At 74.3% G+C, this 25,993-nt stretch carries 30 protein-coding genes; 16 read left to right on the forward strand and 14 right to left on the reverse strand.

Annotated features, from left to right (window positions below):
• Window positions 1–46: 46 nt before the first annotated feature.
• The 4 genes from KO717_RS33510 to KO717_RS33525 form a co-directional block, all read right to left on the reverse strand.
• Entirely contained in the window at window positions 47–742 is a 696-nt protein-coding gene (locus tag KO717_RS33510; protein ID WP_301373194.1) for an NAD(P)-dependent oxidoreductase, read from the reverse strand.
• A gap of 137 nt (window positions 743–879) precedes the next feature.
• On the reverse strand, window positions 880–2,421 hold the full coding sequence (locus KO717_RS33515) for a hypothetical protein (RefSeq protein ID WP_301373195.1): 1,542 nt from the start codon (window positions 2,419–2,421) through the stop codon (window positions 880–882).
• Window positions 2,422–2,553: 132 nt separating this feature from the next.
• A complete protein-coding gene (locus KO717_RS33520; protein ID WP_301373196.1) occupies window positions 2,554–3,063 on the reverse strand; it encodes a hypothetical protein in 510 nt (169 codons plus the stop codon).
• A 67-nt stretch (window positions 3,064–3,130) separates the two neighbouring features.
• Complete coding sequence (locus KO717_RS33525; RefSeq protein ID WP_301373197.1) at window positions 3,131–4,354, reverse strand: DUF418 domain-containing protein; 1,224 nt, start codon at window positions 4,352–4,354, stop codon at window positions 3,131–3,133.
• 318 nt (window positions 4,355–4,672) lie between these two features.
• Here KO717_RS33525 and KO717_RS33530 point away from each other — a divergent pair, with 318 nt between their 5' ends.
• From KO717_RS33530 to KO717_RS33565, 8 genes are all read left to right on the forward strand, one after another.
• Window positions 4,673–5,710 (forward strand): NUDIX domain-containing protein, encoded by a 1,038-nt coding sequence (locus KO717_RS33530; protein ID WP_301373198.1) that lies wholly within the window; start codon window positions 4,673–4,675, stop codon window positions 5,708–5,710.
• A gap of 31 nt (window positions 5,711–5,741) precedes the next feature.
• Window positions 5,742–6,350, forward strand: a complete 609-nt coding sequence (locus KO717_RS33535; RefSeq protein WP_301373199.1) for a hypothetical protein — start codon at window positions 5,742–5,744, stop codon at window positions 6,348–6,350.
• 105 nt (window positions 6,351–6,455) lie between these two features.
• The gene (locus KO717_RS33540) at window positions 6,456–6,959 is read left to right on the forward strand and encodes an SRPBCC family protein (RefSeq protein ID WP_301373200.1); all 504 of its coding nucleotides are present in this window, start codon (window positions 6,456–6,458) and stop codon (window positions 6,957–6,959) included.
• Between the two features lie 146 nt (window positions 6,960–7,105).
• Window positions 7,106–7,840 (forward strand): SDR family oxidoreductase, encoded by a 735-nt coding sequence (locus tag KO717_RS33545; protein WP_301373201.1) that lies wholly within the window; start codon window positions 7,106–7,108, stop codon window positions 7,838–7,840.
• A 5-nt stretch (window positions 7,841–7,845) separates the two neighbouring features.
• Window positions 7,846–8,493 carry a GNAT family N-acetyltransferase gene (locus KO717_RS33550; protein ID WP_301373202.1) on the forward strand — a complete coding sequence of 216 codons (648 nt, stop codon included), beginning with the start codon at window positions 7,846–7,848 and terminating at the stop codon, window positions 8,491–8,493.
• 60 nt (window positions 8,494–8,553) lie between these two features.
• On the forward strand, window positions 8,554–9,087 hold the full coding sequence (locus KO717_RS33555) for a hypothetical protein (RefSeq protein ID WP_301373203.1): 534 nt from the start codon (window positions 8,554–8,556) through the stop codon (window positions 9,085–9,087).
• A 268-nt stretch (window positions 9,088–9,355) separates the two neighbouring features.
• The gene (locus tag KO717_RS33560) at window positions 9,356–9,544 is read left to right on the forward strand and encodes a hypothetical protein (protein WP_301373204.1); all 189 of its coding nucleotides are present in this window, start codon (window positions 9,356–9,358) and stop codon (window positions 9,542–9,544) included.
• A gap of 153 nt (window positions 9,545–9,697) precedes the next feature.
• Window positions 9,698–10,633: a class I SAM-dependent methyltransferase gene (locus KO717_RS33565; RefSeq protein ID WP_437184609.1), complete on the forward strand. Its 936-nt coding sequence runs from the start codon at window positions 9,698–9,700 to the stop codon at window positions 10,631–10,633.
• 72 nt (window positions 10,634–10,705) lie between these two features.
• On the opposite strand, the gene KO717_RS33570 is transcribed toward KO717_RS33565, so the two are convergent.
• On the reverse strand, window positions 10,706–12,184 hold the full coding sequence (locus tag KO717_RS33570) for a DEAD/DEAH box helicase (RefSeq protein ID WP_437184610.1): 1,479 nt from the start codon (window positions 12,182–12,184) through the stop codon (window positions 10,706–10,708).
• Between the two features lie 72 nt (window positions 12,185–12,256).
• Entirely contained in the window at window positions 12,257–12,751 is a 495-nt protein-coding gene (locus tag KO717_RS33575) for a MarR family winged helix-turn-helix transcriptional regulator (RefSeq protein ID WP_301373205.1), read from the reverse strand.
• A 106-nt stretch (window positions 12,752–12,857) separates the two neighbouring features.
• On the opposite strand from KO717_RS33575, the gene KO717_RS33580 reads away from it, so the two are divergent.
• Window positions 12,858–13,226 carry an HGxxPAAW family protein gene (locus tag KO717_RS33580; RefSeq protein ID WP_301373206.1) on the forward strand — a complete coding sequence of 123 codons (369 nt, stop codon included), beginning with the start codon at window positions 12,858–12,860 and terminating at the stop codon, window positions 13,224–13,226.
• A 193-nt stretch (window positions 13,227–13,419) separates the two neighbouring features.
• A complete protein-coding gene (locus tag KO717_RS33585) occupies window positions 13,420–13,626 on the forward strand; it encodes a cold-shock protein (RefSeq protein ID WP_033213830.1) in 207 nt (68 codons plus the stop codon).
• A gap of 79 nt (window positions 13,627–13,705) precedes the next feature.
• Here the strand turns inward: KO717_RS33585 and KO717_RS33590 are convergent, their stop codons facing one another.
• Window positions 13,706–14,335 carry a TetR/AcrR family transcriptional regulator gene (locus tag KO717_RS33590; RefSeq protein WP_301373207.1) on the reverse strand — a complete coding sequence of 210 codons (630 nt, stop codon included), beginning with the start codon at window positions 14,333–14,335 and terminating at the stop codon, window positions 13,706–13,708.
• Window positions 14,332–14,685, reverse strand: a complete 354-nt coding sequence (locus KO717_RS33595) for a DUF1304 domain-containing protein (RefSeq protein WP_301373208.1) — start codon at window positions 14,683–14,685, stop codon at window positions 14,332–14,334. The genes KO717_RS33590 and KO717_RS33595 overlap by 4 nt, the downstream gene beginning before the upstream one ends.
• A 121-nt stretch (window positions 14,686–14,806) precedes the next feature.
• On the opposite strand from KO717_RS33595, the gene KO717_RS33600 reads away from it, so the two are divergent.
• Entirely contained in the window at window positions 14,807–15,847 is a 1,041-nt protein-coding gene (locus KO717_RS33600) for a BtrH N-terminal domain-containing protein (protein ID WP_301373209.1), read from the forward strand.
• Between the two features lie 56 nt (window positions 15,848–15,903).
• On the opposite strand, the gene KO717_RS33605 is transcribed toward KO717_RS33600, so the two are convergent.
• A complete protein-coding gene (locus KO717_RS33605) occupies window positions 15,904–16,242 on the reverse strand; it encodes a thioredoxin family protein (RefSeq protein WP_301373210.1) in 339 nt (112 codons plus the stop codon).
• Window positions 16,243–16,360: 118 nt separating this feature from the next.
• On the opposite strand from KO717_RS33605, the gene KO717_RS33610 reads away from it, so the two are divergent.
• Entirely contained in the window at window positions 16,361–16,630 is a 270-nt protein-coding gene (locus tag KO717_RS33610) for a hypothetical protein (protein WP_301373211.1), read from the forward strand.
• Window positions 16,631–16,652: 22 nt separating this feature from the next.
• Here the strand turns inward: KO717_RS33610 and KO717_RS33615 are convergent, their stop codons facing one another.
• Entirely contained in the window at window positions 16,653–17,018 is a 366-nt protein-coding gene (locus KO717_RS33615) for a DoxX family protein (protein ID WP_301373212.1), read from the reverse strand.
• A gap of 200 nt (window positions 17,019–17,218) precedes the next feature.
• Between KO717_RS33615 and KO717_RS33620 the strand changes: the two genes are divergently transcribed.
• Entirely contained in the window at window positions 17,219–17,575 is a 357-nt protein-coding gene (locus tag KO717_RS33620; RefSeq protein WP_202203036.1) for a YciI family protein, read from the forward strand.
• A gap of 68 nt (window positions 17,576–17,643) precedes the next feature.
• Window positions 17,644–18,864, forward strand: a complete 1,221-nt coding sequence (locus KO717_RS33625) for an RNA polymerase sigma factor (RefSeq protein ID WP_301374918.1) — start codon at window positions 17,644–17,646, stop codon at window positions 18,862–18,864.
• Between the two features lie 227 nt (window positions 18,865–19,091).
• On the opposite strand, the gene KO717_RS33630 is transcribed toward KO717_RS33625, so the two are convergent.
• From KO717_RS33630 to KO717_RS33645, 4 genes are all read right to left on the reverse strand, one after another.
• Window positions 19,092–20,570, reverse strand: a complete 1,479-nt coding sequence (locus KO717_RS33630; RefSeq protein WP_301373214.1) for a condensation domain-containing protein — start codon at window positions 20,568–20,570, stop codon at window positions 19,092–19,094.
• Between the two features lie 147 nt (window positions 20,571–20,717).
• Window positions 20,718–21,107 (reverse strand): hypothetical protein, encoded by a 390-nt coding sequence (locus KO717_RS33635; RefSeq protein WP_301373216.1) that lies wholly within the window; start codon window positions 21,105–21,107, stop codon window positions 20,718–20,720.
• A 132-nt stretch (window positions 21,108–21,239) separates the two neighbouring features.
• Window positions 21,240–23,549, reverse strand: coding sequence for an ABC transporter permease (locus KO717_RS33640; protein WP_301373218.1), 2,310 nt, complete (start codon window positions 23,547–23,549; stop codon window positions 21,240–21,242).
• Window positions 23,546–24,256, reverse strand: a complete 711-nt coding sequence (locus KO717_RS33645; protein ID WP_301373219.1) for an ABC transporter ATP-binding protein — start codon at window positions 24,254–24,256, stop codon at window positions 23,546–23,548. The genes KO717_RS33640 and KO717_RS33645 overlap by 4 nt, the downstream gene beginning before the upstream one ends.
• A 134-nt stretch (window positions 24,257–24,390) precedes the next feature.
• Here KO717_RS33645 and KO717_RS33650 point away from each other — a divergent pair, with 134 nt between their 5' ends.
• Both KO717_RS33650 and KO717_RS33655 read left to right on the forward strand, forming a co-directional pair.
• A complete protein-coding gene (locus KO717_RS33650; protein ID WP_301373220.1) occupies window positions 24,391–25,242 on the forward strand; it encodes a sensor histidine kinase in 852 nt (283 codons plus the stop codon).
• Complete coding sequence (locus KO717_RS33655) at window positions 25,239–25,991, forward strand: response regulator (protein WP_301373221.1); 753 nt, start codon at window positions 25,239–25,241, stop codon at window positions 25,989–25,991. Before KO717_RS33650 ends, KO717_RS33655 begins: the two co-directional genes overlap by 4 nt.
• Window positions 25,992–25,993 lie beyond the last annotated feature (2 nt).

Genomic DNA, 25,993 nt, shown 5'->3' on the forward strand with positions numbered 1-25,993 from the left:
CGGACGCATCCACCCGATATCCCTTTCCGCACCCCTTCCCGGCCGCTCAGTGGGCGACGGTGAACCGCCGGCCCGCGTGCGCGTCGCGCTCGATCTCGTCGACCAGGGCGACGGCGAAGTCCTCCGTCGAGATCCGGCTCCGGCCCTCCTCGTCGACCACCAGGCCGTCGAGGCCCAGCCGGTACGTGCCCGTACGCTCGCCCGGCGCGATGTGCGCGGGCGGGCTCAGACAGGTCCAGCGCACCTGCTCCACGGGCACCGTGCGGAGGAAGTCCAGGGCCTCGCCGTGGGCGTGCATCACCGCCAGGACGGCCGCCGGGACTCCGGCCTCGTCCAGGACCAGCGGGCCGCCGGGGGTACGCAGCGAGCCCGCCCCGCCGACGATGACCACACGCGGCGCGGGAACGTCCGTACCGAGCGACCGCACCCCGCCGATCAGCGACTTCGCGGCGGTCACGAGGTCGGTCGGGTCCCCGTGGCCGGGCCCGAAGGCGCTGACCGCCACATCGTGCCCGGCCACCGCCGCGGCCACCGACGCCGGATCGAGGATATCGCCGCGCACCACCACGATCTCGCCGGCGCCGGCCCCGGCGCCGGCGCCGGCCCCGGCCGTGCTCGCGGGGTCCGGGAGCCTCGCCGGATCGCGGACGACGGCCGTGACCTCGTGGCCGCGCCGGAGTGCTTCGCGCAGCACCCGGGATCCGACGGTGCCGGTCGCGCCGAAGAGAGCGATCTTCGTCATGGTGACTCCCTGGGGGTGGAGGGCTGCTCGGGGCTCCGGTCGGCCCGGTCCGGCCCATCCAAGCGAACCCGCCCGCCCTCCCCGGGCAGGCGGGCCGGGCCGGTCGGCTGAACCGCTCCCCGGGGGCCGCGCGGCCGTCAGCCCGAGACCGGCACCGGCGCAGGGGCGGGCGCGGGCGCGGGCACCGCGGCGGCCAGTTGGCCGGCCGCCGCGAAGTGCAGACGCTCCAGCCGGGCCGCGTACGGCCAGCCGGCCGCCCGGTAGAAGCACAGGTCGCTCGGGATCGGCACGGCCCGCAGGTCGGCGGCGTGCGTCCCGTCCGGCAGCTCGGTGGCCGCCGCGAGCAGCGGGTCCGCCGAACCGGCCCACTCGCCGACCGGGGCGGGCCGCGGCCACGGCTCACCGGTGTTGGGGAACAGCCACCGCGTGTCCCGGGCCATCCGCGCGGCGAAGTCGGGGCCCGCCGCGGCCCGCCTGGCCAGCCGTGCGAGCGTCAGCAGCAGGTCCGGCAGGGACTCGGCGACCAGGGCCAGCTCCGGGTACTCCCGCAGGCTCTCGCCGTCGCAGGGCACGGACACGACGTACCCCCACCGGCCGGTCGCCGGGTCGATGCGGACCTGCGCGAGGGCGTGGCCGCGCCCGTGGCCGATCCGGGCGAGCGGCCAGTACGAACCGTCGCCGCCGAGCATGCGGTGCAGCTCGGGGTCCACCGCGTGCTCGGGCGCCCCGGGCAGCAGCCGCAGCGCCGGAAGCCCCGCGATCGCCACCCCGCCGATCTCCCGGAGCACGGTCCGGACCTCCTCGGGGACCGGGACCGCCCAGCCGTCCATGACGGAGTCGGTGCAGCCCGCGTCGAGCACGACGAAGCCGGGGCAGCCGCCGGCCAGTTCCCGCAGCTCGGCCACGGCACGCCGGGCGGCATCGGCCGGCACGCGGTGGCGGCGCACGGCCCGGCCGAGGAAGTCCCCGCTGACCACGCTGCGCAGCAGGAGGGCCCGGCCCTCACCGACGATCTGGAACTGGACCTCGCTGCTTCCGGTGTCGGCCGTGTTGTGGAAGGTGGAGAAGTACGGTTCCCAGTCCACGGCGCACGGATAGCCCGGCAGGCCGTGCAGGTCGACGAGATCGGTGAGCGGGTCGCCGCGTCCGACGAGCGCGGCGAGCTCGCGGTCGGGCCCCGCGCCCGCCTCGCCCGCCTCGTCTCCCTCGGCGAGTTCTACGGTGGGGGTGGCCGGTACGGAGTACTTCCCCCTCGGCCGGTCCACCACGCCGTCCGCGAACCGTTCGGCGAACCCGGCGAGCCAGGCGGTGAAGTCCGGTGCCTCGACGGTGACATCGGGGTCGGCTCCCCACGGGTTGACGGCCACGACGGGCCCCCAGCCGGCGGCCCCGACCCCCACGATCAGCGACCCCTCGCCGAAGTCCGTCTCACCCAGGGTCCAGCAGCCGTCCGCGAACACCTCACGGCCGCGCGGCCCGAAGCGGTACTCGTGGTCCTCGGTCTCCAGACCGCCTATCTCCCGCAGCACGCCCCGCACCTCCTCGGGCACCGCCACGGCCCAGCCGTCCAACTCCGCGTCCGTGAAGCCCTCGAACAGCTCCAGCTCGTCCGGCCGCTCCCGCGCCAGCTTCTTCAGCGCCCGCACGGCATCCACCGCCGACGGCCCCGCGTCGTACATGCTCTTGGCTCCCCGTGTCGTCCGTTCCGCGGCTCCGAGGGTATCGCCGCGGCCCGCCCGGACATGACCCGAGCTCGGATTACGAGAGGTGTGCGGACAGCCGCCCCGGATGCCTCAGGGCATCCGCCGCCCTCAGTGGCAGAGGGCGACGATGGACGGATGCACGGTGCCCTTGGCCGCCTCGCACAGGGAGGCCATGTCGTACGAACCCTGCGGCTCCGGCCGGGGCTTGTCCGCCACCGTCGGCGGCCGCTTGCGGGGCTTCGCCGGGGCCGCGGGCTTCGCCCGCTCGGCGGGCCGCCGGGGGCGCGGGGGCTTCGCGTCGGCCCGGCGCGGGCGACGCGGCCGCTCGGCGGCGGCCTGTACCGGTACGGGTGCCGGCCCGGCCTCCGGAACCATGCGGGGTGAGGGCGGTCCGGGTGGTGCGGGTGGTGGGGGCGGGACGGGGGAGGCGGGTTCGGGCGAGGCCGGGAGCGGACTCAACGGCAGTGCGAGGGGAGTCGGTTGCCGGTCCTGCGTACGGGCCGCCGCTCCGTGCGCCTGCCGCTGGGCGTCCGGCGGAGCGGCGGGACGCACCGTCACGCACCCGGTGGCCGTCACGAGCGCGGCAAGGGTCAGGGGCAGGGCGAGGCGCAGCTGCATCCGCCCAGCCTGCCGTACCGGCGCCGCGCGAGCCGAACCCGTCACACGGACGGGTGACGGCGTGCGCTCAGGCCCGGCTGCGCCCCCGCGTGGCCAGCCGGAGCAGGTGTTCCACCGGGCCCCGGCGCAGCGGGCTCCCGGCCCAGATCCGCTGCCAGGCCCAGGTCAGGGTGAGGGCCGCGCCGCTGAAGGCCAGCCAGGCGGACCAGGACGCGGCCCCGTGCGCCGGACCGGCCAGCACCAGCGCGTGGACGACGTACGCGCTCAGCGCCATCGCCCCGAGCAGCGTGAGCGGCCGCAGCAGCCGCGCGCCCACCCCGTGCCGCGCGGCGAGCGCGCACAGGCCGATGAGGGCGCAGCCCACGCCCGCGTTGCCCAGGGTCTCCAGCGGGGTCTGGCTGTAGGGATCGGCCACCAGCAGCCAGTCCCAGGAGGTGCTGGGCACGGCTCCGTACTGACCCTGCAGCACCTCCCGGACGGGATCGGCCGCGGCCAGGGCCTCCGGATGGTGCACGGCGATCGCCTCCAGCAACCGCTGCCGGGCGCCGAACACATGGCTCGCGAGCCACGCGGAGCCGTATCCGGCGAAGGCGGCCGCCGTGCCCCACACCGCCATCCGCCGGGCCACCGGCCGCTCCCGCACGTCGCACAGCCGGGCGAGCGCCATCCCGGCCAGCACGTACGGGAAGTAGGTGGCCAGCGGATACGCCCCGGTGAGCAGCAGCTCCAGCAGCACCGCGCCCAGCCCGGACCAACTGGCAAGGTCGGCGGCCTCGGGGACCAGCCCGCGCCCGGACGCCTCGTACCCGAACACCGGGCCCAGCAGGAACGACAGCAGAGGGCCCGCCACCACCGATGCGCCCGCCACGGCGGTGAGCAGGGGGGTGGACAGCCGCGTGAAGGGCTCGGCAGCCAGGAAGTACACGGCGAAGAAGGCGAGGATGACCAGGATCCCGGGCCAGAGCGAGGCCAGCCACACGCCGAGTGCGGCCAGCAGCGCGCAGCGGATCAGCAGGGGGCGCCAGCGGCGCGCCCAGCCCTGCGGGCGCTGCTCCGGGGCCCGCCCGCGCTGGGCGAGGACCAGGGAGAAGCCGGCGAGCAGGGTGAAGAGCGCCGGGGCGCGCCCGTCGGCCGCGACGAGGAGGTAGCCGGCGCCCTCCGGCTCGGGGCTCGGGCCCACGTGCACGGCGAACATGCCGAGGACGGCCAGTCCGCGTACGGCGTCCACCCCGGCCAGCCGGCCGCCGGACCCTCCGGCCGGGCCCGCCGCCCCCGCGCCGAGGCCCCTCACGCGGGGCCTGCCGGGGTGCCGGTGCCCGTGGGGGAGGCGCGTCGCATGTGTGGGTCTCTCCTGGGTCCGGGCGGTCCGGGCGTGCCTGCGGTTCGGGCGTGGGGTTTGGTCGGACCGGCGGCTTTCACGCCGCCAGTCCGCATCCGGAACGTACCAGGGAGTACATAACCAAGTAATAAGGAGGTATAGGGGCGGTAAAGGTGCGGGGGTGTCGGTGCGGGGCGGACGGGTCGCCGAGGGCGGCCGGATCGCCGTAACCCGTGAGCCGTGCCCGCTGTTGCACAGGCCGGCAGGTCCACCCACGGTGAACGGAGTCCGATGCCGCAGCTGACCGACCAGAGCGCGACCGACGAACACGAGCGGGAGCGGACGGGGACCTGGATGACCCCGGCGGAGTACGGGGCCTCGCGGGCCGCCGTGTGGACCGCGGCCGTCGTCCTCGTCACCGACACCCGCGGCCGGATCCTCGTCCAGAGCGTCGACTACCGCACCGACCGGCTGCTCCCCGGCGGGGCCGTGGACGCCGGCGAGGCACCGTCCGCGGCGGCCGCCCGCGAGCTGCGCGAGGAGCTCGGAGTCGACGGCCGCTACCCGCGCGGGCTCGCCGTGGACTGGATCCCGGCCGACACCCCCGGTTTCCCGCCCGAGATGCGCTTCCCCGGCGAGATCCTGCACGTCTACGACGGCGGCACCTGGACCCCCGACCGGATCGAGGCCGTCCGGCTCCCGGCCCAGGAGATCACCGGCATCCACTTCGCCGAACCGGCCGACCTGCCCGCCCTGATGGACCCCGGCGACGCCCGCCGCGCGCTGTCCGCCCTGCGCGCCCGCGTCAACGGCTCCGGCACCGCCCTGCTGGAGGACGGCCGCCCCACCGCTCCGACCGCCCTCGACCGGCTCGGGGTCCTGCGCACCCGGCGGATCCCGCAGCACGGTGCCTGGCACCCGGGCCCGGTCCCGGAGCGGATGCCCGTACGGGACCTGTCGGCCTGGCTGTTCGCCCCCGACGGCCGGGTCCTGCTGCTGATCTCCCGGGCCACCGGCGCCGCCCACCTCCCGCCCCCGACGGCCGCAACCGCCGAGGACGGCGTCCCGCTCGGCTACCGGCACGGCGACCAGGGCGACCAGGGCGCCCACGTCCGCACCACGGCCCGCCTCACCGGCCTCCCCCCGGGCGCGGACCCGGAGTACGCACGCCTGCTGGCCACTCCCGAACAGGTCCGCGAACTGAGCGACTGGGGGCGGGCCGGCGACGACGAACTCGCCGCGGTCCATGCCGCCCGCACCCGTCTCGGCCTCCCCGTCCCCGCCCGCACCCCGCCCACGGAACTCCCCGGGGAGGCCGCGCTCCGCTGAGATGTCGGTGGCGCCTCCTACCGTCGACGGCATGGGATTCACCAGCGCATGGTCGATCAGCTGCCACGAGGACTCCGTGATCGCGGACCTCGCGCCGCGGACGGCGGCGGCCGTCGAGGCCGACCGCACCTGCCCGCGGGCCCGTCGCCGCTGGGCGGCCTGGCGGCGCGCCCCGCTCCCCGACCACCGCACCTGGTGGACCGGCACCCCGGCCGAGGACGAGGCGATCCGCTCCTTCCAGGACCTGACCCGCCCCGGCCGCCACGTGGACGACCTGTGCGAGTTCCCGTTCGTGGAGGGCATCTGGGACCGGCAGCCGGACCAGGAGCTGATGTTCGTGTCCGTGCAGCGCAAGGCGTACCCGGTCAGCGCGCTGTTCCACGCCATCGGCCCCGAGCGCGCCGCCCTGCTGCCCGGCTGGTGCGGGAACTTCGTGCTGAGCGCCGCCGAGGTGCGCGCGGCGCTGCCCGCGGTGGAGCGGGCCCTCGGATTCGCTCCCGGGGAGAGGGAGCGGGTGCAGCGGCAGGTCTGGCTGGACACCGAACTCCGCGAGAGCGTCCTGGACGGCCCGCTGCGTGCCTGGCGGGCCGCGGCGCAGTGCGGCCTCGGGCTGTGCGGGCTCGCCTTCCACGTGGAGTGAAAGCGGTCCGGGGCGGCGCCGGCCGGGCGTGCGGCCCCGCCCCGCGGCCACCGCCATGATCGGGAAATCCGGCGTCCTCGGTCCGCGGTCCCGCAGCATGGGGCCATGAGCGACAGCGCGATCACCTACACCCTGTACATCCAGGCCGACCCCGACCGGGTCTGGCAGGCCCTCACCGAGCCCGCCTTCACCCGCCGGTACTGGGGCCTGAGCTTCGAGACCGACTGGGCGGTGGGCTCGCCGATGGACTGGGTCGAGCGAGGTGCCCGTACCAGTGACCCCGAACAGGTGGTCCTCGGCTGCGTCCCGGACCGCCTGCTCTCCTACACCTGGCACACCTTCACCCCGCAGTGGGCGGCCTCCGTCGGGATCGGTGAGGAACTGCGGGCCGAGCTGGCGAAGGAGCGCCGTACGAAGGTGACGTACGAGATCGAGCCCGTCGGCGACACCCTCGCCCGGCTGACCATCCTGCACGAGGACTTCGAACCCGGCGGAACGCTGATCGGCATGTGCGCACGGGCCTGGCCGATGCTCGCGTCCAGCCTCAAGACCCTGCTGGAGACGGGGGCCCCGCTGCCGGAGGCGGACCAGGGGACGGGCGACGTCTGAGGCGTCGCGCGGAGAGCCGGTATCGTCCGTCCCGCGCCCCCGGCCGCCCCGAACGGCCCGGCTCTCCGCCGTTCCTCCGGCCCGACCGGCGTGCCCCGCACCGCACCTGAGATCATGTGTACAGACCACGAATCAGGAGCGCAGACATGGCACTGGAGCACCACCGCGTCGTCGTCACCGCCGCCGGACGCGACTTCGGGCGTACCCTCGCCCTCCGTTTCGCGAGCAGGGGCGCCGAGGTCCACCTCTCCGCCCGTACCCTCGAAGCCGCCGAGCGCGTCCGCGAGGAGATCCGCGCCCAGGGCCACGACGCGGACCGTGTCCACGCCTACGCCTGCGACCTCGCCGATCCCGCGTCCGTACGGGAGTTCGCCGCCGCGGTCGCCGCCCGCACCGACCACGTGGACGTGCTCGTCAACAACGGCTCCCGCTACCAGCACGGCACGGACCTGCTGTCCGCCTCCGACGAGGACGTAGTCGACACCCTCGCCTCCGGCGCCACCGGCACCGTCCTGGCCACCAAGGCGTTCCTCCCGCTGCTCCTGAAGTCGGCCGAGCCGGACATCGTCACCATGGTCTCCGGCTGCGGGGAGACCGGCCACCACCGGTCCGACGCGCACGCGGCCTTCTACGCCGCCAAGAGCGCCCAGGCCGGTTTCACCGAGATCCTCTCCCGCAGGCTGCGCGACCAGGGCGTCCGCGTCATCTCCCTCTACCCGCCCGACTTCGACAACCACGACCCGCTGTCGGAGTCCTGGGAGGGCGCGCCGCGTACGGCGAAGGACCCGCTCACGTCGCAGTCGCTGGTGGACTGCATCTTCTTCGCGATCGGCCAGCCCCGCGACTGTTTCATCAAGTCCTTCCACTTCGAGCAGGTCTGACGGTCATGGGACTGACGCTGACGGAGATCCTGGACGCGGCGGCCGAAGGGCGGTTCCCGCCACCTGACGGCCGTACGACCGTGGTTCCGCAGGAACACCGGCGCGACGCGGGCGTCATCGCCTTCACCGCACACTCCGTGGTGTTCACCGACGAGGACCCGGACTGGGTCCACACCACCCTCGCCGCCCTCGACTGCGACGCGCTGGCCGCCACCATGAACCCCCGGTTCCTGGCCGCCCTGCTCGACCGCACGGGACGCGGCACCGACACGATCGACCTGCTCACCGTCGCCGGCCCGCTGCCCGGCGCACCGGCACTGGAGCTCGTCGAGACGACCGACCCCGACCACCCCCGCGTCCGCAGGGCCCTGCGCCGCCGTGACGACGTACGGGTCTGGTCGGCGGCCGGGGGAGTCCTCGTCCTCGGCCGCGGCGTCGCGGGCCGCTGGGAGGCGGCGGTCGAGGTCGACGAGGGCGTGCGCCACCGCGGACTGGGCCGGGAGCTGGCCCGCGCCGCCCGCCACCTCGTCCCCGGCGGGCAGCCGGTCTGGTCCCAGCAGGCCACCGGCAACGCGCGCAGCATCCGGGCCTTCCAGGCCGCGGGCTACCGACCGGTCGGTGCGGAGGCGCTGATGCTGGCCCCGCACCGCTGAACAGGCCCTGACGGCACCCTGACCACCGGCCGCCCGGAGAGGTCGTGTGGAATGGGGGCCATGGCGAGAGGAAACGAGCAGCAGCGACCCGCCACGGGCATACCGGCGCGGGGCCCGATGAGCGGCCCCGACGCCGACGAGCCCGTCGAGCACTGGCGCTACGCCCGCCACCTGGAGTCCCTGGCCTCGGCGCCGGGCCCGGGGGCGGAGAGCGAGGCGGAGGTCGTGGCCGAGGTGCTGCGCGATCCCGACCGGGTGATGGCCGAGAGCGCGGTGGTCACCCACCTCGACCGGAGAGCCGTACAGCTGCTCGCCGACGAGGAGTTCCCCGCCTGGGCCCGGGCCATGGCCGCCGTCCTCGCCGGCCGGCCCTTCCCCGAGCGCCGGCTGCGGGAGTGGAGCCTGCTCAAGGCCGCCACCCGAGGCGAGCCCTGGTCCGCCGAGGAGCTCACCGCCGCCTCCGACTGGTGCCAGCGCACCGCCGCCGGCCTGCTGACCTCGTACGAGGCCCTGACCCTGCTGGCCACCGATGCCCGCACCCGCCGCGTCCGCAACGCGGCCGCCGACCGCCTGCGCCGCGGCACCGCGGTCTGAACCGGCAGCGGAGCACTGACCCGGCCGCCGTGCGCGTCGGTCCCGACCCGCGCGGCGTGCCGGAAGCTCCAACTCGTCATCGTGGTATCCGCGTTCACGGTGGCCGCCGCCGTGTGAGCGGTCATCGGCCTGTGGTGGTGGCGGGACCGGATGCGGCGCGCGAGCCGGTCTCGATCGGTACGACACGGAGTACCGGACGCGGCGCACGGCCTACGACGGCGAACGCCCTGCTGCCCCCGATCTCGCGAGCCGGGCGGGTCCGTGCGGCGTGTCATCCGGCTCTCGCCGCGCCGACGAGGGCGAGGCTGACGGGAAGCCCCTCGGGCGACCGGCCCGACCCGCCGATGCGCGCCAACCGGACCGACTGCGCCGGATGTTCGAGCAGAAGGGCAACGAAGGCCCGAGCGCCGGCGCCACCGCCGCCATCGAGCGGCTGCGCCACCGGACCGAGGGCTGAGCGCACCCCACGGGTACGCCGGGCAGGGAGGGCAGGAATCACACGCCGATCCCGCTCACCACTCGTCACACGCCCATTCAGGCCTTAGGGTGCCGTTACCCGGCCGGGTATCAGCGTGAAGACCGATGCCACTTCGCTGGAGGATGACTCTCCGTGTCGCACGTTTCACAAGCTTCCGTCACGACCCCCGACGGTGAGCAGGCCCCGCTCGTCCCCACCACGTACGACGAGGTCAAAGGCTGGTTCTCGGCGTACGACCAGGTGCTCTTCGACTGGTTCCTGACGCGCCAGAACAGCGACGAGGGGCAGCCGGGCGACCTGCTGGAGCTCGGCGCCTTCATGGGGAAGAGCGCGATCTTTCTCGGCCGGTACCTCAGGCCCGGTGAGGAATTCACCGTCTGCGACCTCTTCGACTCGCCCGCGACGGACGACTTCAACATCGCCGAGAACCGGGAGTCCTACCCCACGCTCACGCGGCGCGGCTTCGAGACGAACTACCTGGCCTTCCACGAGGCACTGCCGACGCTGATCCAGGCCCCGACCTCGGTCGTCGCCGACGAGGTCAAGCCGGCGAGCTGCCGGTTCGTGCACATCGACGCCTCGCACCTCTACGAGCACGTCGCCACGGACCTCGCGTCCTCGCGCACCGTCGCTGCCCCTGGTGCCGTGGTGGCCTTCGACGACTACCGCTCCGAGCACACCCCCGGCGTCGCGGCCGCCGTCTGGACCGCGGTGGTCACGGGAGAACTGCACCCCATATGCATCTCACCCTCGAAGCTCTACGCGACCTGGGGTGACCCGGAGCCCTACCAGACGGCGCTGCTCGCGTGGCTGGAGGAGCGCACCGACCTCTGGCACGGCGTGGAGGTGATCGACGGCCGCCCCCTGGTGCGTATCGCGGACCAGGGCGTGGTCGCGCCCGTGTCCCCGCAGCCGCTGCACCCCGCGCCGCAGCCGGCGCCGGCGCCGGTCCCCGCGCCCGCTGCCGCGCGCAGGCCCGGCGTCCGCTGGCGCAAGCTGGCCAAGGACCTGCTCCCGCCCGTGGTCACCCGCGCGATCGTGGCCCGGAACCGCCGCCGACGGGGCTGACACCTCAGGGGCTGAGACCACACCCCCCGTACCGGATCCGGTACGGGGGGTGTGGTCTCAGGCGTACGCGTGTCAGACGCCCCGGCGCACCCGGGCCGCCCGGCGGGCCTCGGCCTGCTGGCGGGCTTCGATCGTCTTGCGGGATTCCTTGCCCCGGCCCGGGCGGGTGCCCATGCCGCGGAAGGCCAGGTCAGAGCCCGAGGGCTTGCCCTTGGCGTCGGTCGGCGCGGAGCCCGCCAGCGGGACCCCGGAGGGGGCCTTGGCGCCGGTGATGCGGGTCAGTGCCGCCTCCCCGGAGCGCACCTGCGTGATCGTCGGCCGGATCCGGGCGTCGGCGAGCAGGCGGACCATGTCCCGGCGCTGGTTCGGGGTGACGAGGGTGACGACCCGGCCGGACTCGCCGGCGCGTGCGGTGCGGCCACCGCGGTGCAGGTAGTCCTTGTGGTCGGCGGGCGGGTCGACGTTGACCACGAGGTCGAGGTCGTCGATGTGGATGCCGCGCGCGGCGACGTTCGTCGCGACCAGGACGGTGACGGCCCCGGTCTTGAACTGCGCCAGGGTCCGGGTGCGCTGCGGCTGCGACTTGCCGCTGTGCAGGCCCTCCGCCCGCACGCCCATGGCCCGCAGGTGCTTCACGAACTGGTCGACCCCGTGCTTGGTGTCGAGGAACATCAGCACCCGGTTGTCCCGGGCCGCGATCTCGGTCGCCGCCGAGACCTTGTCGGCCGCGTGGATGTGCAGCACGTGGTGGTCCATCGTGGACACCGCGCCCGCCTGCGGGTCGACGGAGTGCGAGACCGGGTCCTTCAGGTACTTCCGGACCAGCTGGTCGACATTGCGGTCCAGGGTCGCCGAGAACAGCATCCGCTGTCCCGCGTGGTGCACCTGGTCCAGGATCTCGGTGACCTGCGGCATGAAGCCCATGTCACACATCTGGTCGGCCTCGTCGAGCACGGTGATCTTCACGCGCTCCAGGTGTACGTCCCGCCGTCCCACCAGGTCGCTGAGCCGCCCGGGGGTGGCCACCACGACCTCGGCGCCGGTGCGCAGGGAGCTCACCTGACGGCCGATGGACAGCCCGCCCACCACGGTGGCCATCCGCAGCTTCAGGGCCGCGGCGTACGGCTCCAGCGCCTCGGTCACCTGCTGCGCCAGCTCACGCGTCGGTACGAGGACGAGCGCCAGCGGGCGCTTCGGGTCCGCCTGCTGCCCCGCCGTACGGGCCAGCAGCGCCAGGCCGAAGGCGAGGGTCTTGCCCGAGCCGGTCCGGCCGCGGCCGAGGACGTCCCGGCCGGCCAGCGCGTTCGGGAGCGTCGCGGCCTGGATCGGGAACGGCTCCGTCACGGCCTGCGAGGCCATGGTCTCCACCAGCTCAAGGGGCAGGTCGAGCTCGGCGAAGGACTCCACCGGCGCCAGCGCCGGCTCCTTCGGCGCGTGCATCGTGAACTCACCCTGCGGGCCGAGCGTCCGGGGGGCCTTGGCGGCGGTCCGGGCACCGGCCTTGGCACCGCCCTTCACACCGAAGCGCCCATGAGCTGACGGGTTCCTCATGCAGGACCTTTCGAAACAGAGAGAAGAAGGCGAAAGAAGTAGATGGTCAACCGCCCATGGTACCAGCGGGGCCTAAGCGTCCTCGGCGGTCAGTTCCCCGGACCGTACCTGCGCGCAGTGCGCGCGGATCTCGACCGCCGCACGGCCGAACCAGTCGGCGATCACGGCGATCTCGTCGGGGGTGTAGTCGGCGAAGAGGGTGGCCAGCCGGTCGTACATCGGCTGGTACACGGCGACGACCCGCGCGGCGGCCGCGGGGTCGGCCACCACCCGGACCCGGCGCCGGTCGGCGGGGTCGGGGACGCGCCGCGCGTATCCGGCGCGTTCGAGGCGGTTGAGCACCCCCGTGACGGCTCCGGTGGTGAGGTCCAGGAGTCCGGCGAGGTCACCGGCGGCGAGCGGGGTGTCCCCGGCGCCCAGGATGTGGCCCAGGCAGGTCAGATCGGTGACGTTGAGCCCGAGCAGCTGCGCCACCTCCTGCTGGCCGACGATGCCCAGGGCGACGTACTGGTCCATGCGCGAAATCGCCTCGCCGGCCGTGGCCGGGGGGCGGGTCTTGCCCTGCACCCAAATACTCCTTAGGATCTAAGTTACTTAGTGAGTGAGATGCTTACCTCGCGAAATAAGCTTCCCGCTTCCGAGCGTACTGCCGTCGGTCCGACCAGGGAGAACCATGAGCGCGCACGGCCACGTAGACCTCGGCCACACGGTGGCCGGCTGGACCGGAACCACCCTGGCCCTGCTGGGCTTCGCGGGGGCGGGCGGTGCCGTGTGCGCGGCCTGGATCCCCGGGATCTGGATCGGCCTCGGTGTCGTCGCCGTGGCCGGGATCGTCACCTGGCTGCTGCACCTCGCGGGGTGGGGCAAGCCGAGCGGGCCCCGGCCGGAGGCCGACTGGGACTGGCGCGTCCGGGACACCCGCGCCCACGCGGGGCACGCCGACTGCCTCGGCTGCCGCGTCGGCGGTCCGCGGCGGGCCCTCGCCGCGGCCCCCCGGCCCCGATCCGCCGCATCGCTGCCCGCTGCGGACGGCGGCGCGTGAAGACACCCCCGGTGCCCCTCGAAGGGCTTCGGACGGAGCCGCTCCCTCTTTTCACGGACAAGGCGGCCGGAAGTTCGATTGTGCGCCGCGCCCCCGGTTGGCCGCGTTCGGCGTGTGCTCCGGCGGACCGTTGGGCAGGATCGAGACGGCCGCGTGTGCGGCCCGCAGTGGAACGTTGTGAAGGATCAGCCAGATGGCAACAGGCATCGTGAAGTGGTTCAACTCGGAGAAGGGGTTCGGCTTCATCCAGCAGGACGACGGCGGCCCCGACGTGTTCGTGCACTTCTCCGCGATCGAGACCACCGGGTTCAAGTCGCTGGAGGAGAACGCGCGCGTCGAGTACTCCGTCTCCCAGGGCCCCAAGGGTCCGCAGGCTGAGAAGGTGGTTCCCCTCAGGTAGTCCACTTCGCGGGCCGAGCCCGTGACGCGAAGCCCCGCCGGTCCGCCCGGCGGGGCTTCGCGCGTTGCGGGCGGTCCGGCTACCGGATCCGGTCCGGCCTCGGTCCGCCGTCGGGCCCGATCGCGCGGTGGAGGGCCAGGAGCAGCCGCCACATGTGGTCCGCCAGTGCCTCCGGATCCGCCCGGATGTCCTCGTGCAGCCAGTCGGCGAGGACGCCGGTGAACGCGGCCGCGACCGCCGACGCGACCAGCTCGGGATGCGGGGCGCCCACCGCCGCCCGTTCCGCGCGGGCCCGTGCGCGCAGCTCCCGGTGCAGACGCCGCCCGAGCGGGCCGCCGCCGCCCGGGAGGAGCAGGGTCCGGTAGAGCGGCGCCCGGCCGGCCGCATCCGCCAGGAAGGCGGCCAGCGCGGCGGGCGGCCGGGCCGGGGGGAGCGGCGACGGGCCCGTCTGCCAGGCGTGCAGGGCGTCGACCGCCGCGTGCACCACGTCCGCGCAGGCGTCCACGGCGAGCGCGGTGAGGTCCTCGTAGTGCAGGTAGAAGGTGGCGCGGCCGACGCCGGCCCGGCGGACCACCGCCGAGACGCTGACCTCGGCGAGCGGCCGGCCGGCGCACTCGGCCAGCAGGCTTTCGCGCAGCCGCCCCTTCGTCCGGGCCGTCCGCGGGTCCTCCGTCCGCGGGTCCTCCGCCTGCGGGTCTTCGGGGCTCACGCGGCCAGCAGCGCCGCGCCCAGGGCGAGGGCGCCGGGCAGGGCCTGGGCCACGAGGATCCGGCGGTTGGCGGTCGCGGCCCCGTAGATCCCGGCGACGATCACGCAGACGAGGAAGAAGATCTGGGTGGCGAGCGAGTCGATCACGAGCGACCAGACCAGTCCGGCGGCGAGGAAGCCGTTGTACAGCCCCTGGTTGGCGGCGAGCGGTGCGGTGAGGCGGGCGGTCTCCGCGTCGAAGCCGGACAGCGCGCGGCCCGGGAGCCGCTGCCACAGGAACATCTCCAGGACCAGGAAGTACACGTGCAGTGCGGCCACGAGGCCGATCAGGATCGCTGCGACCGTGTGCATGGCCGCCTCCACTTCTCGGGGTCGACGTACGGGCGGTGGTGCCCTACCGGCATACTGGCCGGTATTTCCTGGACAACTGTACAGGAAGTCCGGCTGTCGACCCCGGGGCTACGCTGGCCCGATGACCGAGCAGTCACCCCGGCCGAAGCCCACCGGACTCCTCTACACGGACTTCGGCACCGGGCGGCACCGTGAGAGCTCCCTGGTCCGGCACGCACTCGGCAGCGTGCACGAGGAGGAACTGGTCGCGGGTCTCGCGGGCGGGATCGGCTTCATGTACTTCGTCTTCGAGTACGCCGGGCATCCGCCCCTGCTGACGATCGTCGCGCAGGCCCACCCCGACCCCTGGGTGGAGGCCGCCCTCGACCGGCTCCGCGTCCCCTACGAGGTCACCCACAGCTCGCGGCCCCGCTGGGACCGCGTGCACGCCGCCCTCGACGCCGGCCGGCCGGTGTTCTGCTCGGTCGACCGGTCCCGGCTCCCCTGGCACGGCGGAGTCCCGGACGAGACGGCCGGCGCCGATCCGTACACCGTGGTCCTCGCCGGGTACGAGGGCGACAGCCTGTACGTCGAGGACGGGGCCTCGGCCGCGTACAGGATCGCGGAGCGGGAGTTCGGCGAGGCCTGGACCGGCCATCGCAAGGGCCGCCACCGGATGCTCGTACCCACCGGCCCCGCCGCCGGTGCCCCCGACGTCGACGGGGCCGTGGCCGCCACCGCTGCCCGCCTCACCGGCCCGGTGCTGGGCAACAGTTTCGACGTCAACTTCGGCTTCTCGGGGATGGAGAAGCTCGCCGCCCAGCTGCGTGACGTCCGCACCCGGACCGGCTGGGAGCGGCGCTTCGGCTCCCCGGGGGCCTTCCGCGCGGGGACCCGGCGGCTGTACGCGTGCCTGGAGGAGGAGTGGACCGCCCCCGGCGCCACCCGCCCGCTCTACGCGGACTTCCTCGACCTCGCGGGACGGCCGGAGGCGGCGGCCCTGTTCCGGGAGTCGGCCGGCCACTGGTCCCGGCTCGCGGAACTGGCGCGCACGGCCGGCCCCGATACGGACGCCCCGGGGCGGCGCGCCCTCTTCGACGAGCTCGCCGGCCTGGTGGACGGCTCCCTCGCCCTGAAGCGCCGGGCCGTAGCCCTGCTCCGAACCTCCGGAGCCGGGCCGTAGCCCTGCTCCGAACCTCCGGAGCCGGGCCGTAGCCCTGCTCCGAACCTCCGGAACCTTCAGAGGTGGGCGTCCAGGAACGCCCGGAACTCCTCGCGCGTCATCGGCCCCGCCTGACGCGCGACCGCCTCGCCGTCCTTGATGAGCACGGCGGTCGGCGCGCCCGTCACCTCGTAGCGCCTGGTCGGCCCGGGGCAGCGGGTCATGTCGGTGCGGACGGCGGTGAACCGCGTCCCGTACTCCTCGGCCAGTTCCCCGACGACGGCGTCCATCGCCCGGCACGCCTCGACGGCCTTGGGCCAGGTGCCGCAGAAGTACGCGAGAACGGGCCCGGTCGTCATCGAGAGGATGAAGTCGAACTCCTGGTCCTCAAGTGGCTGGTGCACCCGACGTGCCATGCGTGTCGCTCCTCGTTCGTACGCCTCCCCGGAACGGGAGGGCGGCCCCCATCATCGCCGCCGCACCGGCCCGCGGCCGCCGGGCCCGTTGTCAGTGGTGGCTGTGAAGCTGAGCGGTATGGACGACAGGATGCTTCGGCGCCGGGTCTACGGCGCCGACCACGAGGACCCCGACCCCGGACCGCGACCCGGACACGCCTACGGTGAGCTGGTCGGCGGGCCGCTCGACGGGCTCCTCCTGGACATCACCGGCTGGAGCGCGCCCCAGCTCGCCGAAGAGGCCAGGCTCCCCACGGAGATAGGGCGTTACGGAGCGGGCGGCCGCGCCCACTACCGCCGCCGCGCGGGGGACCCGGGCCGCTGGGACTGGACGGGAGACAGCCGCTGACGGCCGGCCCGCCCCGGCGGCCTCAGGCGTTCCGGCCGACCTTGCGTGCCCAGAGCACCAGCGGTACCTGCAGCGGCAGCCGGCCCAGCGTCACGGCCCGGACGGCGGGGGAGCCGTGGCGCGCGTCGGCGGCCATCTTCACGTTCGCCGGGAACACGCCGACGAAGAACGCCGCCGTGGCCAGCGCGGCCACCCGGCGGGTGCGCGGATGGGCGACCCCGGCGGCGAGGGCGAGTTCGGCCACCCCGCTTCCGTACGTCCACGCGCGCGGGCTGCCCGGCAGCGAACGGGGGATGGTCGCGTCGAACTTCCCGGGCACGGCCGCGTGGGCGACCGCCATCGTGGCCAGGAGGCCGGCCAGCAGGTGGGGGGAGGAGACGCGGGGCATCGGGGGATCCTCTCGAAGGTGTCCGGGCCCGTGATCCTACTCGTGAGTAGCCGGGTGTGGGGGGCCGGATGGGGGACCGAGGTGGCCGCCCCGGGAAAATCTTCGAAGAATTTCCCGGAGGCTGTCGATCCGGGCGTCTCCCGTTCGACGCAGGGGTGAGAGGCGGGGAGAGTCCCCGCCCTCCTGACCGAGGAGTCACCATGCCGCGCTTCCTGACGATGATCCGCATCGACGAGCAGGACCTGCCCAGCGACGAGTTCCCGCCCGAGTTCGAGCAGCGCATGGGCGCGCTGCTGGAGGAGATCACCAAGGCCGGGGTCATGCTCGACACCGCCGGACTGCTCCCCACCTCCGAGGGGACCCGCCTCAGCTGGTCCGGCGGGAAGATCAGCTACACCGACGGCCCCTTCACCGAGACCAAGGAGGTCGTCGGCGGCTACTCCCTCACCCAGTGCAAGGACAAGGCCGAGGCCATCGAGTGGACCCGGCGGTTCCTCGAGATCCACCCGGTGGAATGGAAGGTGAGCGCCGAGGTCCGGGAGATCCAGGAGATGTGATCCCGGCGCGCCCGCGCCGCGTTTGCCCTGCTCCGTCACGGCTGCTCTGATGGGTGGCCGTGACGGCAGTGAGTGCGGCCCAGGCGGTCGAAGCGGTGTTCCGGATCGAGTCCGCGCGGATCATCGCCTGTGTCGCCCGCGTCGTGCGGGACGTCGGCATCGCCGAGGAGATCGCCCAGGACGCCCTCGTCGCGGCCCTGGAGCAGTGGCCGCTGACAGGGGTCCCCGACCGGCCCGGAGCCTGGCTCATGACCACCGCCAGGCACCGCGCGATCGACCTCGTCCGCCGCAAGGAGACGTACGCGCGCAAGCTCGCGGAGGTCGGCCGGACCCTGGAGGACGTGCCGCCGCCCGCCGAGCCGGCCGGCCCGGAGGACATCGACGACGACCTGCTGCGCCTGATCTTCACCTCCTGCCACCCGGTCCTCGCCACCGAGGCCCGGATCGCGCTCACCCTGCGCCTGATGGGAGGACTGACCACCCAGGAGATCGCCCGCGCGTTCCTCACCTCCGAGGCCACCGTCGCCCAGCGCATCGTCCGGGCGAAGCGGGCCCTGGCCAAGGCCGGGGTGCCGTTCGAGGTCCCGTACGGCGCCGACCGCGAGGCGCGGCTCTCCTCGGTCCTGGAGGTCATCTACCTCGTCTTCAACGAGGGGTACGCGGCCACCGCCGGCGACGACCTGGTCCGCCCCGCCCTGTGCGAGGACGCCCTGCGCCTGGCCCGCGTCCTGGCCGCCCTGATGCCCGAGGAACCCGAGGCGCACGGCCTGGCCGCGCTGCTGGAGTTCCAGGCCTCCCGGATCGCCGCCCGCACCGGCCCCGACGGGGAACCCGTGCTGCTCGCCGACCAGAACCGGTCCCGGTGGAACCGCATGCTCATCCACCGCGGCGCCCGGGCGCTGGGTCGGGCGGGCAACGGCCCGTACTCCGTCCAGGCCGCGATCGCCGGCTGCCACGCGGCAGCGGTCCGCTACGAGGACACGGACTGGCCGAGGATCGCCGCGCTGTACGGGCGACTCGTCCAGCTGATCCCGTCCCCGGTGGTGGAGCTCAACCGGGCGGTGGCCGTCTCGATGGCCGAGGGGCCGGATACGGCCCTGCCGCTGGTCGACGCCCTGGCCCGGGAACCGGCCCTGCGCGCCTACCACTTGCTGCCGAGCGTACGGGGAGACCTGCTGGAGCGGCTGGGCCGGACCGAGGAGGCCCGCGCGGAGTTCGAGCGGGCGGCCTCCCTCACCCGCAACGCGCAGGAACGCACCCTGCTGCTGGGCCGCGCGGCACGGCTCTGACGGCGCGGAGGGACGGGTCCATACGCCCCCTTGCCCTCGGCCGAGGGCCGCGCCGCCCGCCCGCGGCCACCGGGGCGGGCCGAACGCTCTGCGCGCTCGCGGGCGAGCCGGGGCTGGACGAGGCGGAGGACGGCGCCGTCGCCCCGATCGTGGCCTGCGGCATCGCCCGCCTGCTCGACGGCATCGCGGCAGGGGCGACGGCCCGGCCGGTCTGATCCCGGGGCGGCTCAGCCGCGGCGGGCGAACGCGGCCACGTCCAGCGGGGTCCGCACGGGCCGCCGCGGCGCGGTCAGCGCGATGGGCCGGCGGAATCCGCCGGACCGGGCGATCTCCTGGACGGTCAGGCGCAGCGCCTCCTGGAAGTCGCCCATGGTCCGGCGGGCCGCCGGGGTGTCGACGTAGAGGGAGTTCATGTGCAGCCCCTCCGCGTCCCGCTGGAACCACGAGCAGGCCCCGTTGGCGCGCGCCGACCACACATGGGTGGTGGGCCGCCACTCGTCGTGGCGCTCGGCCCCGGGGCACTTGCGCATGTCGATGTACGAGAAGAAGTTCACCGGGTACGGCCAGGAGCGGGCGGCGAACTCCTCGGGCGCCAGCAACTCCCACGCCCGTACGAACGGCACGTCGAGATGGCTCATCATCTCGCTGAAACCGGCCCGGACGGAGGCCATGACCTGGGCGAAGTCCCGGCCGGGCGAGGCATCGAACTCGATGGGCAGGGTGTTGACGAACCAGCCCACCGAATGCGCCCATGTGTCCCGGCCGCGCTCACTGACCGGCATCAGGCCGCGGTAGACGCCCGGACCACCGGCGTCGCGCAGGCAGACGGCGACCGAGGCGAGCACCCCCATGAACGGCTTGCCGTCGGCCGCCAGGCAGGTCTTCTCGAACACCTCGGCCTCGGCGGCGTCCAGGAGGGTGGAGGCCTCGTTGACGATCGGGTACATCCGGCCCGGCGCGACACCGAGGTCGAGGGGGAACCGGGGGAAGAACTCGCCGGCCTGCCCCATGAACGCCTTCCAGTAGTCCAGGCGTTCGTCGCCGGCGTCGATGGACAGGTAGCGGCGTCGCTGCTCCTCGGCGAAGTCGAGGTAGCTGGGGGCGGGCGGCAGCTCGACGCGCTCGCCGCGGCGCAGGGCCTCGTAGCCGGTCGACACCTCGCGGGCCACGATCGGCATCGACATGCCGTCGCAGACGATGTGGTCGAACGCGAGGTAGACCGTCGCGGAGTCCTCGCGCTCCACCGCACCCATGATGAACAAAGGCCAGGAGAGGGTGTCGATGCTCCGCTTGAACCGCTCGACGAGGAATGCGCGCAGCAGGCCGGAGGTCTCGAAGGTGCCCACCTGCCGGGGTTCGAGGGACAGCCCGGCGGGGTCGAACGGCTCACAGGCCACCTCGCCCGCCAGACGGCGGAACGCACACCGCAGGACCTCGTGCCGCTGTACGAAGGAGAGCAGGGACTGCGCCAGCGCCTGCTCGTCCAGCGGCCCGGTCACTTCGAACGTCACCGCGACCCAGGACGCGACCGGGTCGTCGGCGGCCCTGCTCTCCTCGGCGACGGTGAAGTGCTTGTCCTGGTTGAAGGACGCCTTCCTGCCCACCGGGTCACCCGTGTCGGCGGCCTCCGCCGCCGTGGACCTGAGCCGCCACTCGACCACCCGGCCGGGTGCCATGTGGTGCATCTCCAGAGGAAACTGCCGCATTCCGTCATCCCTTCGCCCCCGAGTCAACCCCCAGGCCCTAACGACCCCCGGCCCGGGGAAGTGACGAATTCACTCGGGACGGGCCGGGGCGGGGCGTCAGCGGGAGTTCACAGGGAGTTCAGGCGGACGGCGCCGGCCACCGCCGGCTCAGGCGGACGGCCGTGCCGCGACCGCGGCGTCGAAGAGGGTCCAGCCGTCGAACTCCTTCGAGGCGCCGGCGGGCTGCCACCCCTGGGCCCGGGCCGCTTCCATCAGGGCGAGGGCGGTTCCGGGTTCGTACAGGTTCAGGCTGCCGCCGTCCATCCGCGCGACCTCTCCGGACTGCCCCAGACAGCCGCTCGGCGAGTACTGTCCGGGCTCCCTCTTCCGGAAGACGACGCGCAGGCACCCCGGGGCCCCGGCCAGGTGGACGGTGACGGTCTCGCGGCAGTCCTCGGCCGGGCCGGTGGCCGGCCGGTGGTGGGCGTGCCGCACCGACCACGTGTACGTGTCGCCGTCCACCACGAGGCGCCGGGCCTTGTCCGGCGGACGGGGCATCAGGACACCACCGGGGGAAGCGTGAGGGGCGGCGCACCGGCCGGACGTGTTCGCATGGTCTCGGAAGCTACCCGCCCGGTCACCGAGGACGCGAACGGACGGACAGCCGGCAGCCCGCCCCGGAGCGCGTCCCTATTCGGTGTGCAGGGCCGACGCGATCGTCATCCGGGCCGCCGACCGGGCCGGGACCAGCGCGCCGAGGACCGCGATCACGATCCCCGCCAGCAGCAGGCCGGTCAGCGACGGGGCGTCCCAGACGTCCTTCATCGACTCCGGGAAGCTGACCACCCCGACGTTGTCCACGACCAGCCGGTGCGCGGCCAGCCCGAGGGGGACGCCGAGCAGCCCGCCGACCGCTCCCAGGCCCGCCACCGAGGTCACGGTCATCGCCACGACCTGCCGCGGGGTCATGCCGATGGACTTGAGCATGCCGAGGTCCCGGCGGCGCTCCCGGACGCTCAGGAGGACCGTGTTGAAGACGCCGAGCGCCGCCACGATGCTCAGCAGGACGGTGAACACCGACGAGAAGGCGACGACGGTGACGGTGCCGGCGTTCCGGCCGTCCAGCACCGACACGCGCAGGCCGGGGTCGATCGCCTCGGCCGCCGCCATGTACGCCCCTGCGTCGGCCCCGGCCGCGAGGCGCACCTCGTACTCGGCTGCGCCGGCCTCCGGTGACAGCCGGAGGAAGGTCTGCCAGGTGGCGTCCAGGGCCTGCGCGTTGCCCTCCACGAGCTCACCCACGACGGTCGCCGCCACCTGCCTGCCGTTCAGCGCCAGGGTGACCCGGTCGCCGACCTTCAGCCCATTCTGGGTCAGGAAGGCGGGCCCGGCCGTGATCTCGCCGGCCGCCCGCGCCTCCCGGCCCCGGGCGATCCGGCCCGCGGCCGCGGGGTCGTCCCCGCGGTAGAAGTTGGCGAAGACGGGCCGGACCTGCCCGACCAGGCTCACCTGGGCCAGCCCGCGGGCCCGTACCCCCGTCGCACCGGGCAGGGCCCTCAGCCGGTCCTCGGTCGGGCCGTCACCGAGCGCGAGAGCGGGCCGGTCGTTGAGCGGCCCGCCCGCCTCCACATGGATCCGGGCACCGCTGCCGCCCCGGCCGGCCTCGCCGAACGCGAGCATCGTGCTGGTCAGCCCGGTCGCCAGGGTCACCGTGGTGACGCCGAGGACGATGGCCGCCACGGTCAGCAGGGTGCGGGCGGGCCGGGCGAACGGCTGGCCCAGGCCCAGGCTGACCGGGCGCGGCAGCCGGGTGCCGCCGAGCAGGCGCTGCACGCGCAGCCCGCGCCCGGTCCGCGGGGCGCCACCGGCGCTGATCGCCCGGGCGGCGGAGAGCCGGTGCGCCCGCAGCGCCGGGATCAGGGCGGTGAGCAGGACGAGGGCGGGCATCCCCAGCAGGCAGACGGCGGACACCCACGCACCGACGTCGCCGACGGCGGCCCGGCCGGTCTCGATGCCGGAGAACGCGACCTTGAGGACGGGCTCGGCCAGTGCGTTGCCGAGCAGGGTGCCGAGGACGGCACCGACGACCGCAGGCACGGCCGTCATCGTCAGGTACACGGTGACGACCTGGTTCGGGGTGAAGCCCAGGGCCTTGAGCACGCCGATGTGCCGGTACCCGGACACCACCGCCCCGCTGACGACGTTCCCGACGATCAGGGCGGAGACCAGGAGGCCGAGGACGCCGAACAGCGTCATGAAGGGGAGGTAGGCATCGGCCAGGGCCGAGAAGGCCTGCTGCAGGGCGAGATGGGTCTGCGCGCCGGTCACCGTCCCCTCGGGCAGTTCGGCGGTCGCCCCGGCCAGCGCGGCGGCCAGTTCGGCGTCCGTCGAGGAGTGCGTGAAGCGGTAGAGCATCTGCGCGGCGGACGGACGCAGCGCGTTCATCTGCTCGGGCGCGACCCAGGCGCCCGCCGACCTGCTCATGCCGGCCGCGACGCCGACGACGGTCAGCGGGGCGGAGCCGGGGACTTCCAGCCTGGTTCCCAGTACCCGGGGTCCGGGGGAGCCGCCCGCGTTCCAGCTGACGACGATCTCGCCGGGCGCGGTCGCCCAGTGGCCCACCAGGAGCTCGATCCGGTCCACCGGGCCCCCCGGGTCGGCCCGGCCCACCACCGTGAGGGAGCCGCCCGCCATCCACAGCCAGCCTGCGGGAACGTCCAGGACGCTCTGCTCGAACGGCCCGGCCGCCGCCTCCACCCCGGGGCGGCGGGCGGTCCGCGCGAGCTGCTCCGGCGACGCCTTCGCCGTGTCGAAGGTCGCCACGGTGTGCGGGCCGCGCTGCGCGGCGTACGCCTTGTCGAAGGGGCTGGAGGCGGCGTCGAGCAGCCCCAGCGCGAGGAGGACGGTCGTGGTCGAGCAGAGCACGACGAGCCCGATGACGAACGTCTGGAGCCTGCGGCGCCTCACCGCCGCGCGCGAGGCCCGCCACACGGCGCTCACGCGGTCGCCTCCAGCGCGCTCTGCCGGGCGACCCGGCCGTCCGCGACCTCGACCAGCCGGCTCGCGCACCGGGTGGCCAACTGCGGGTCGTGCGTGACGATCAGCAGGGTCTGGCCGATCTGGTTGAGGTCGATCAGCAGGTCCATCACCTGCTCGCCCGACCGGCTGTCGAGCGCGCCGGTCGGCTCGTCCGCCAGGAGCAGCGCCGGACGGTTCATCAGGGCGCGGGCCACGGCGACCCGTTGGCGCTCACCGCCGCTGAGCGTGGCCGGGTAGTTGTTGCGGCGGTCGGCCACACCGAGCTCGTCGAGGAGTTCCAGGGCCCGGCGGCGCGCCTGCCGGGCCGGGGCGCCCGTCAGCTGGGCGGCCAGCGCCACGTTGTCCAGGACCGGCAGGTCGTCGATCAGGTTGAAGAACTGGAAGATCATGCCGATGTGCCGGCGCCGGAAGAGCGCCAGCCCGGTCTCGTTCAGCACGCCCAGGTCCTGGCCCTGCACCTCGACGGTGCCCGAGGTCGGCCGGTCGAGCCCGGCCACCATGTTGAGCAGCGTGGACTTGCCGCAGCCGGACGGGCCCATCACGGCCACCGCGTCCCCGGCCCGGATCTCCAGTGACAGACCGTCCAGAGCCTTCGCGTCGCCGTACTCCTTGTGCACACGGTCCAGCCGTACGACGACCTGCCGCGCAGTGTCATGATCAGTTGTCATGGCCCGAACCTAAGGCGGAGCCCGGGGACGGGGCGTCGGCCCCCGGATGTAACCGCACGGGCAGGTCATCCTGGGGATGTATGCCGACCGTCCGGCACAATGGCGTCCAGGCTTACGGGGCGGGGGAGTTCGGGGTGGGGTTGGTCATCGCCGTGGTCGCGGCCTGCGTGTCGACGGCCGTGGCCGGCGCGCTCGGCGTGGCCCTGCTGCGCGCCAGGCGCGGCCACCGCGTGGCACTGGAGGAGCGCGGATGGCTGCTGGAGCGGGAGCGCGAGGGCGCGGCCCGCAGCGCCGTCGACGCCGAACGGGCCAGGATCGCGGCGGAGCTCCACGACATCGTCAGCCACAACGTGAGCCTCATGGTGGTGCAGGCCGGAGCCGCCCGCGAGGTGCTCGCCACCCTGCCCGGGGAGGCCGCGGCGGCGATGGGCGCCGTGGAGACGGCCGGGCGGAACACGATGACCGAACTGCGGCACCTCCTGGGCCTGCTCGCCCCCGCCCAGGACGGCGCGGACACACCGTACGATGCCCCGGCCACCGCCCGGTTGGCGCCGCAGCCGACGCTCGCCCGGCTGAGCCCGCTGATCGACCGGTTCGCCTTCGCCGGGCTGCAGGTGGACGTACGGATATCCGGGGAACCGCGCCCGCTCCCGGCCGGGATCGACGTCACGGCGTACCGGATCATCCAGGAGGCGCTCACGAACGCGCTCAAACACGGGGACGGAGGCAGGACCGAGGTGACCGTGCGGTACCAGGAGCACGCGCTGCGCGTGGAGGTGCTGGGCCGCGGACCCAGCGTGCTGACGGGGGACGTACCCGCACCGGCGCCCGCCGGAGGCCGGGACCGGCCGAAGGCCGAGGGCACCGGGCGTGGACTCCTCGGCCTGCGCGAGCGCGTCGCCGTCTACGGCGGCGACCTCGACGCCCGCCGCCGCCTCGGCGGCGGCTACCGGGTGCGCGCCCGGCTCCCGCTGGAGCGGCCGTGATCACGCCGGACGAGACGGCCGCGCCCGTGCCCGCACCCGCGCCCCGTGTGGTGATCGCCGACGACCAGGACCTGGTCCGCAGCGGCTTCCGGCTGATCCTGACCGCCCGTGGGATCGACGTGGTCGGCGTGGCCGCCGACGGCGCGGAGGCGGTCGAGGCGGTGCGCCGACTGCGCCCCGATGTGGTCCTCCTGGACATCCGGATGCCCCACATGGACGGCCTGGAGGCCGCCCGGCGCATCCTCGCCGAAGCTCCGTACTGCCGGGTGATCATGCTGACCACCTTCGACCTCGACCAGTACGTGTACGCCGCCCTCGCCGCCGGGGCCAGCGGCTTCCTGCTCAAGGACGTGACCCCCGAACACCTCGCCGCCGCCGTCCGCCTGGTCGGCACCGGCGACGCGCTGCTCGCCCCGTCGATCACCCGTCGCCTGGTGGAGCGCTGCGGTCCGGGCGCGGCCGCCGCGGACCCGGCCGCGGCGGCCGCTGCTCGGCAGGAGCTGGCCGCGCTGACCCCGCGTGAGCGCGAGGTGCTGACCCTGATGGGCCACGGGCTCTCCAACGCCGAGCTGGCCCGCGAGTTCACACTGAGCGAGGCCACGGTGAAGACCCATGTGGCCCGCATCTTCGCGAAGTTGTCGCTGCGCGACCGGGCCCAGGCCGTCGTCCTCGCCTACGAGACGGGCCTGGTGACCCCCGGCTCGGTCACCGCTCCGCGTCCGGGACCCCCTCCGGCGCCGCCGGAGTGACC

The sequence above is a fragment of the Streptomyces xanthophaeus genome, from assembly GCF_030440515.1.
GTDB lineage: Bacteria > Actinomycetota > Actinomycetes > Streptomycetales > Streptomycetaceae > Streptomyces > Streptomyces kutzneri.

What these genes read in the sequence shown, in the direction of transcription:
- KO717_RS33510 (WP_301373194.1), bottom strand. Translation starts at nt 742, where the DNA reads ATGACGAAGATCGCTCTCTTCGGCGCGACCGGCACCGTCGGATCCCGG.
- KO717_RS33515 (WP_301373195.1), bottom strand. Translation starts at nt 2,421, where the DNA reads ATGTACGACGCGGGGCCGTCGGCGGTGGATGCCGTGCGGGCGCTGAAG.
- KO717_RS33520 (WP_301373196.1), bottom strand. Translation starts at nt 3,063, where the DNA reads ATGCAGCTGCGCCTCGCCCTGCCCCTGACCCTTGCCGCGCTCGTGACG.
- KO717_RS33530 (WP_301373198.1), top strand. Translation starts at nt 4,673, where the DNA reads ATGCCGCAGCTGACCGACCAGAGCGCGACCGACGAACACGAGCGGGAG.
- KO717_RS33535 (WP_301373199.1), top strand. Translation starts at nt 5,742, where the DNA reads ATGGGATTCACCAGCGCATGGTCGATCAGCTGCCACGAGGACTCCGTG.
- KO717_RS33540 (WP_301373200.1), top strand. Translation starts at nt 6,456, where the DNA reads ATGAGCGACAGCGCGATCACCTACACCCTGTACATCCAGGCCGACCCC.
- KO717_RS33545 (WP_301373201.1), top strand. Translation starts at nt 7,106, where the DNA reads ATGGCACTGGAGCACCACCGCGTCGTCGTCACCGCCGCCGGACGCGAC.
- KO717_RS33550 (WP_301373202.1), top strand. Translation starts at nt 7,846, where the DNA reads ATGGGACTGACGCTGACGGAGATCCTGGACGCGGCGGCCGAAGGGCGG.
- KO717_RS33555 (WP_301373203.1), top strand. Translation starts at nt 8,554, where the DNA reads ATGGCGAGAGGAAACGAGCAGCAGCGACCCGCCACGGGCATACCGGCG.
- KO717_RS33570 (WP_437184610.1), bottom strand. Translation starts at nt 12,184, where the DNA reads ATGAGGAACCCGTCAGCTCATGGGCGCTTCGGTGTGAAGGGCGGTGCC.
- KO717_RS33580 (WP_301373206.1), top strand. Translation starts at nt 12,858, where the DNA reads ATGAGCGCGCACGGCCACGTAGACCTCGGCCACACGGTGGCCGGCTGG.
- KO717_RS33585 (WP_033213830.1), top strand. Translation starts at nt 13,420, where the DNA reads ATGGCAACAGGCATCGTGAAGTGGTTCAACTCGGAGAAGGGGTTCGGC.
- KO717_RS33595 (WP_301373208.1), bottom strand. Translation starts at nt 14,685, where the DNA reads ATGCACACGGTCGCAGCGATCCTGATCGGCCTCGTGGCCGCACTGCAC.
- KO717_RS33600 (WP_301373209.1), top strand. Translation starts at nt 14,807, where the DNA reads ATGACCGAGCAGTCACCCCGGCCGAAGCCCACCGGACTCCTCTACACG.
- KO717_RS33605 (WP_301373210.1), bottom strand. Translation starts at nt 16,242, where the DNA reads ATGGCACGTCGGGTGCACCAGCCACTTGAGGACCAGGAGTTCGACTTC.
- KO717_RS33610 (WP_301373211.1), top strand. Translation starts at nt 16,361, where the DNA reads ATGGACGACAGGATGCTTCGGCGCCGGGTCTACGGCGCCGACCACGAG.
- KO717_RS33615 (WP_301373212.1), bottom strand. Translation starts at nt 17,018, where the DNA reads ATGCCCCGCGTCTCCTCCCCCCACCTGCTGGCCGGCCTCCTGGCCACG.
- KO717_RS33620 (WP_202203036.1), top strand. Translation starts at nt 17,219, where the DNA reads ATGCCGCGCTTCCTGACGATGATCCGCATCGACGAGCAGGACCTGCCC.
- KO717_RS33630 (WP_301373214.1), bottom strand. Translation starts at nt 20,570, where the DNA reads ATGCGGCAGTTTCCTCTGGAGATGCACCACATGGCACCCGGCCGGGTG.
- KO717_RS33635 (WP_301373216.1), bottom strand. Translation starts at nt 21,107, where the DNA reads ATGCCCCGTCCGCCGGACAAGGCCCGGCGCCTCGTGGTGGACGGCGAC.
- KO717_RS33645 (WP_301373219.1), bottom strand. Translation starts at nt 24,256, where the DNA reads ATGACAACTGATCATGACACTGCGCGGCAGGTCGTCGTACGGCTGGAC.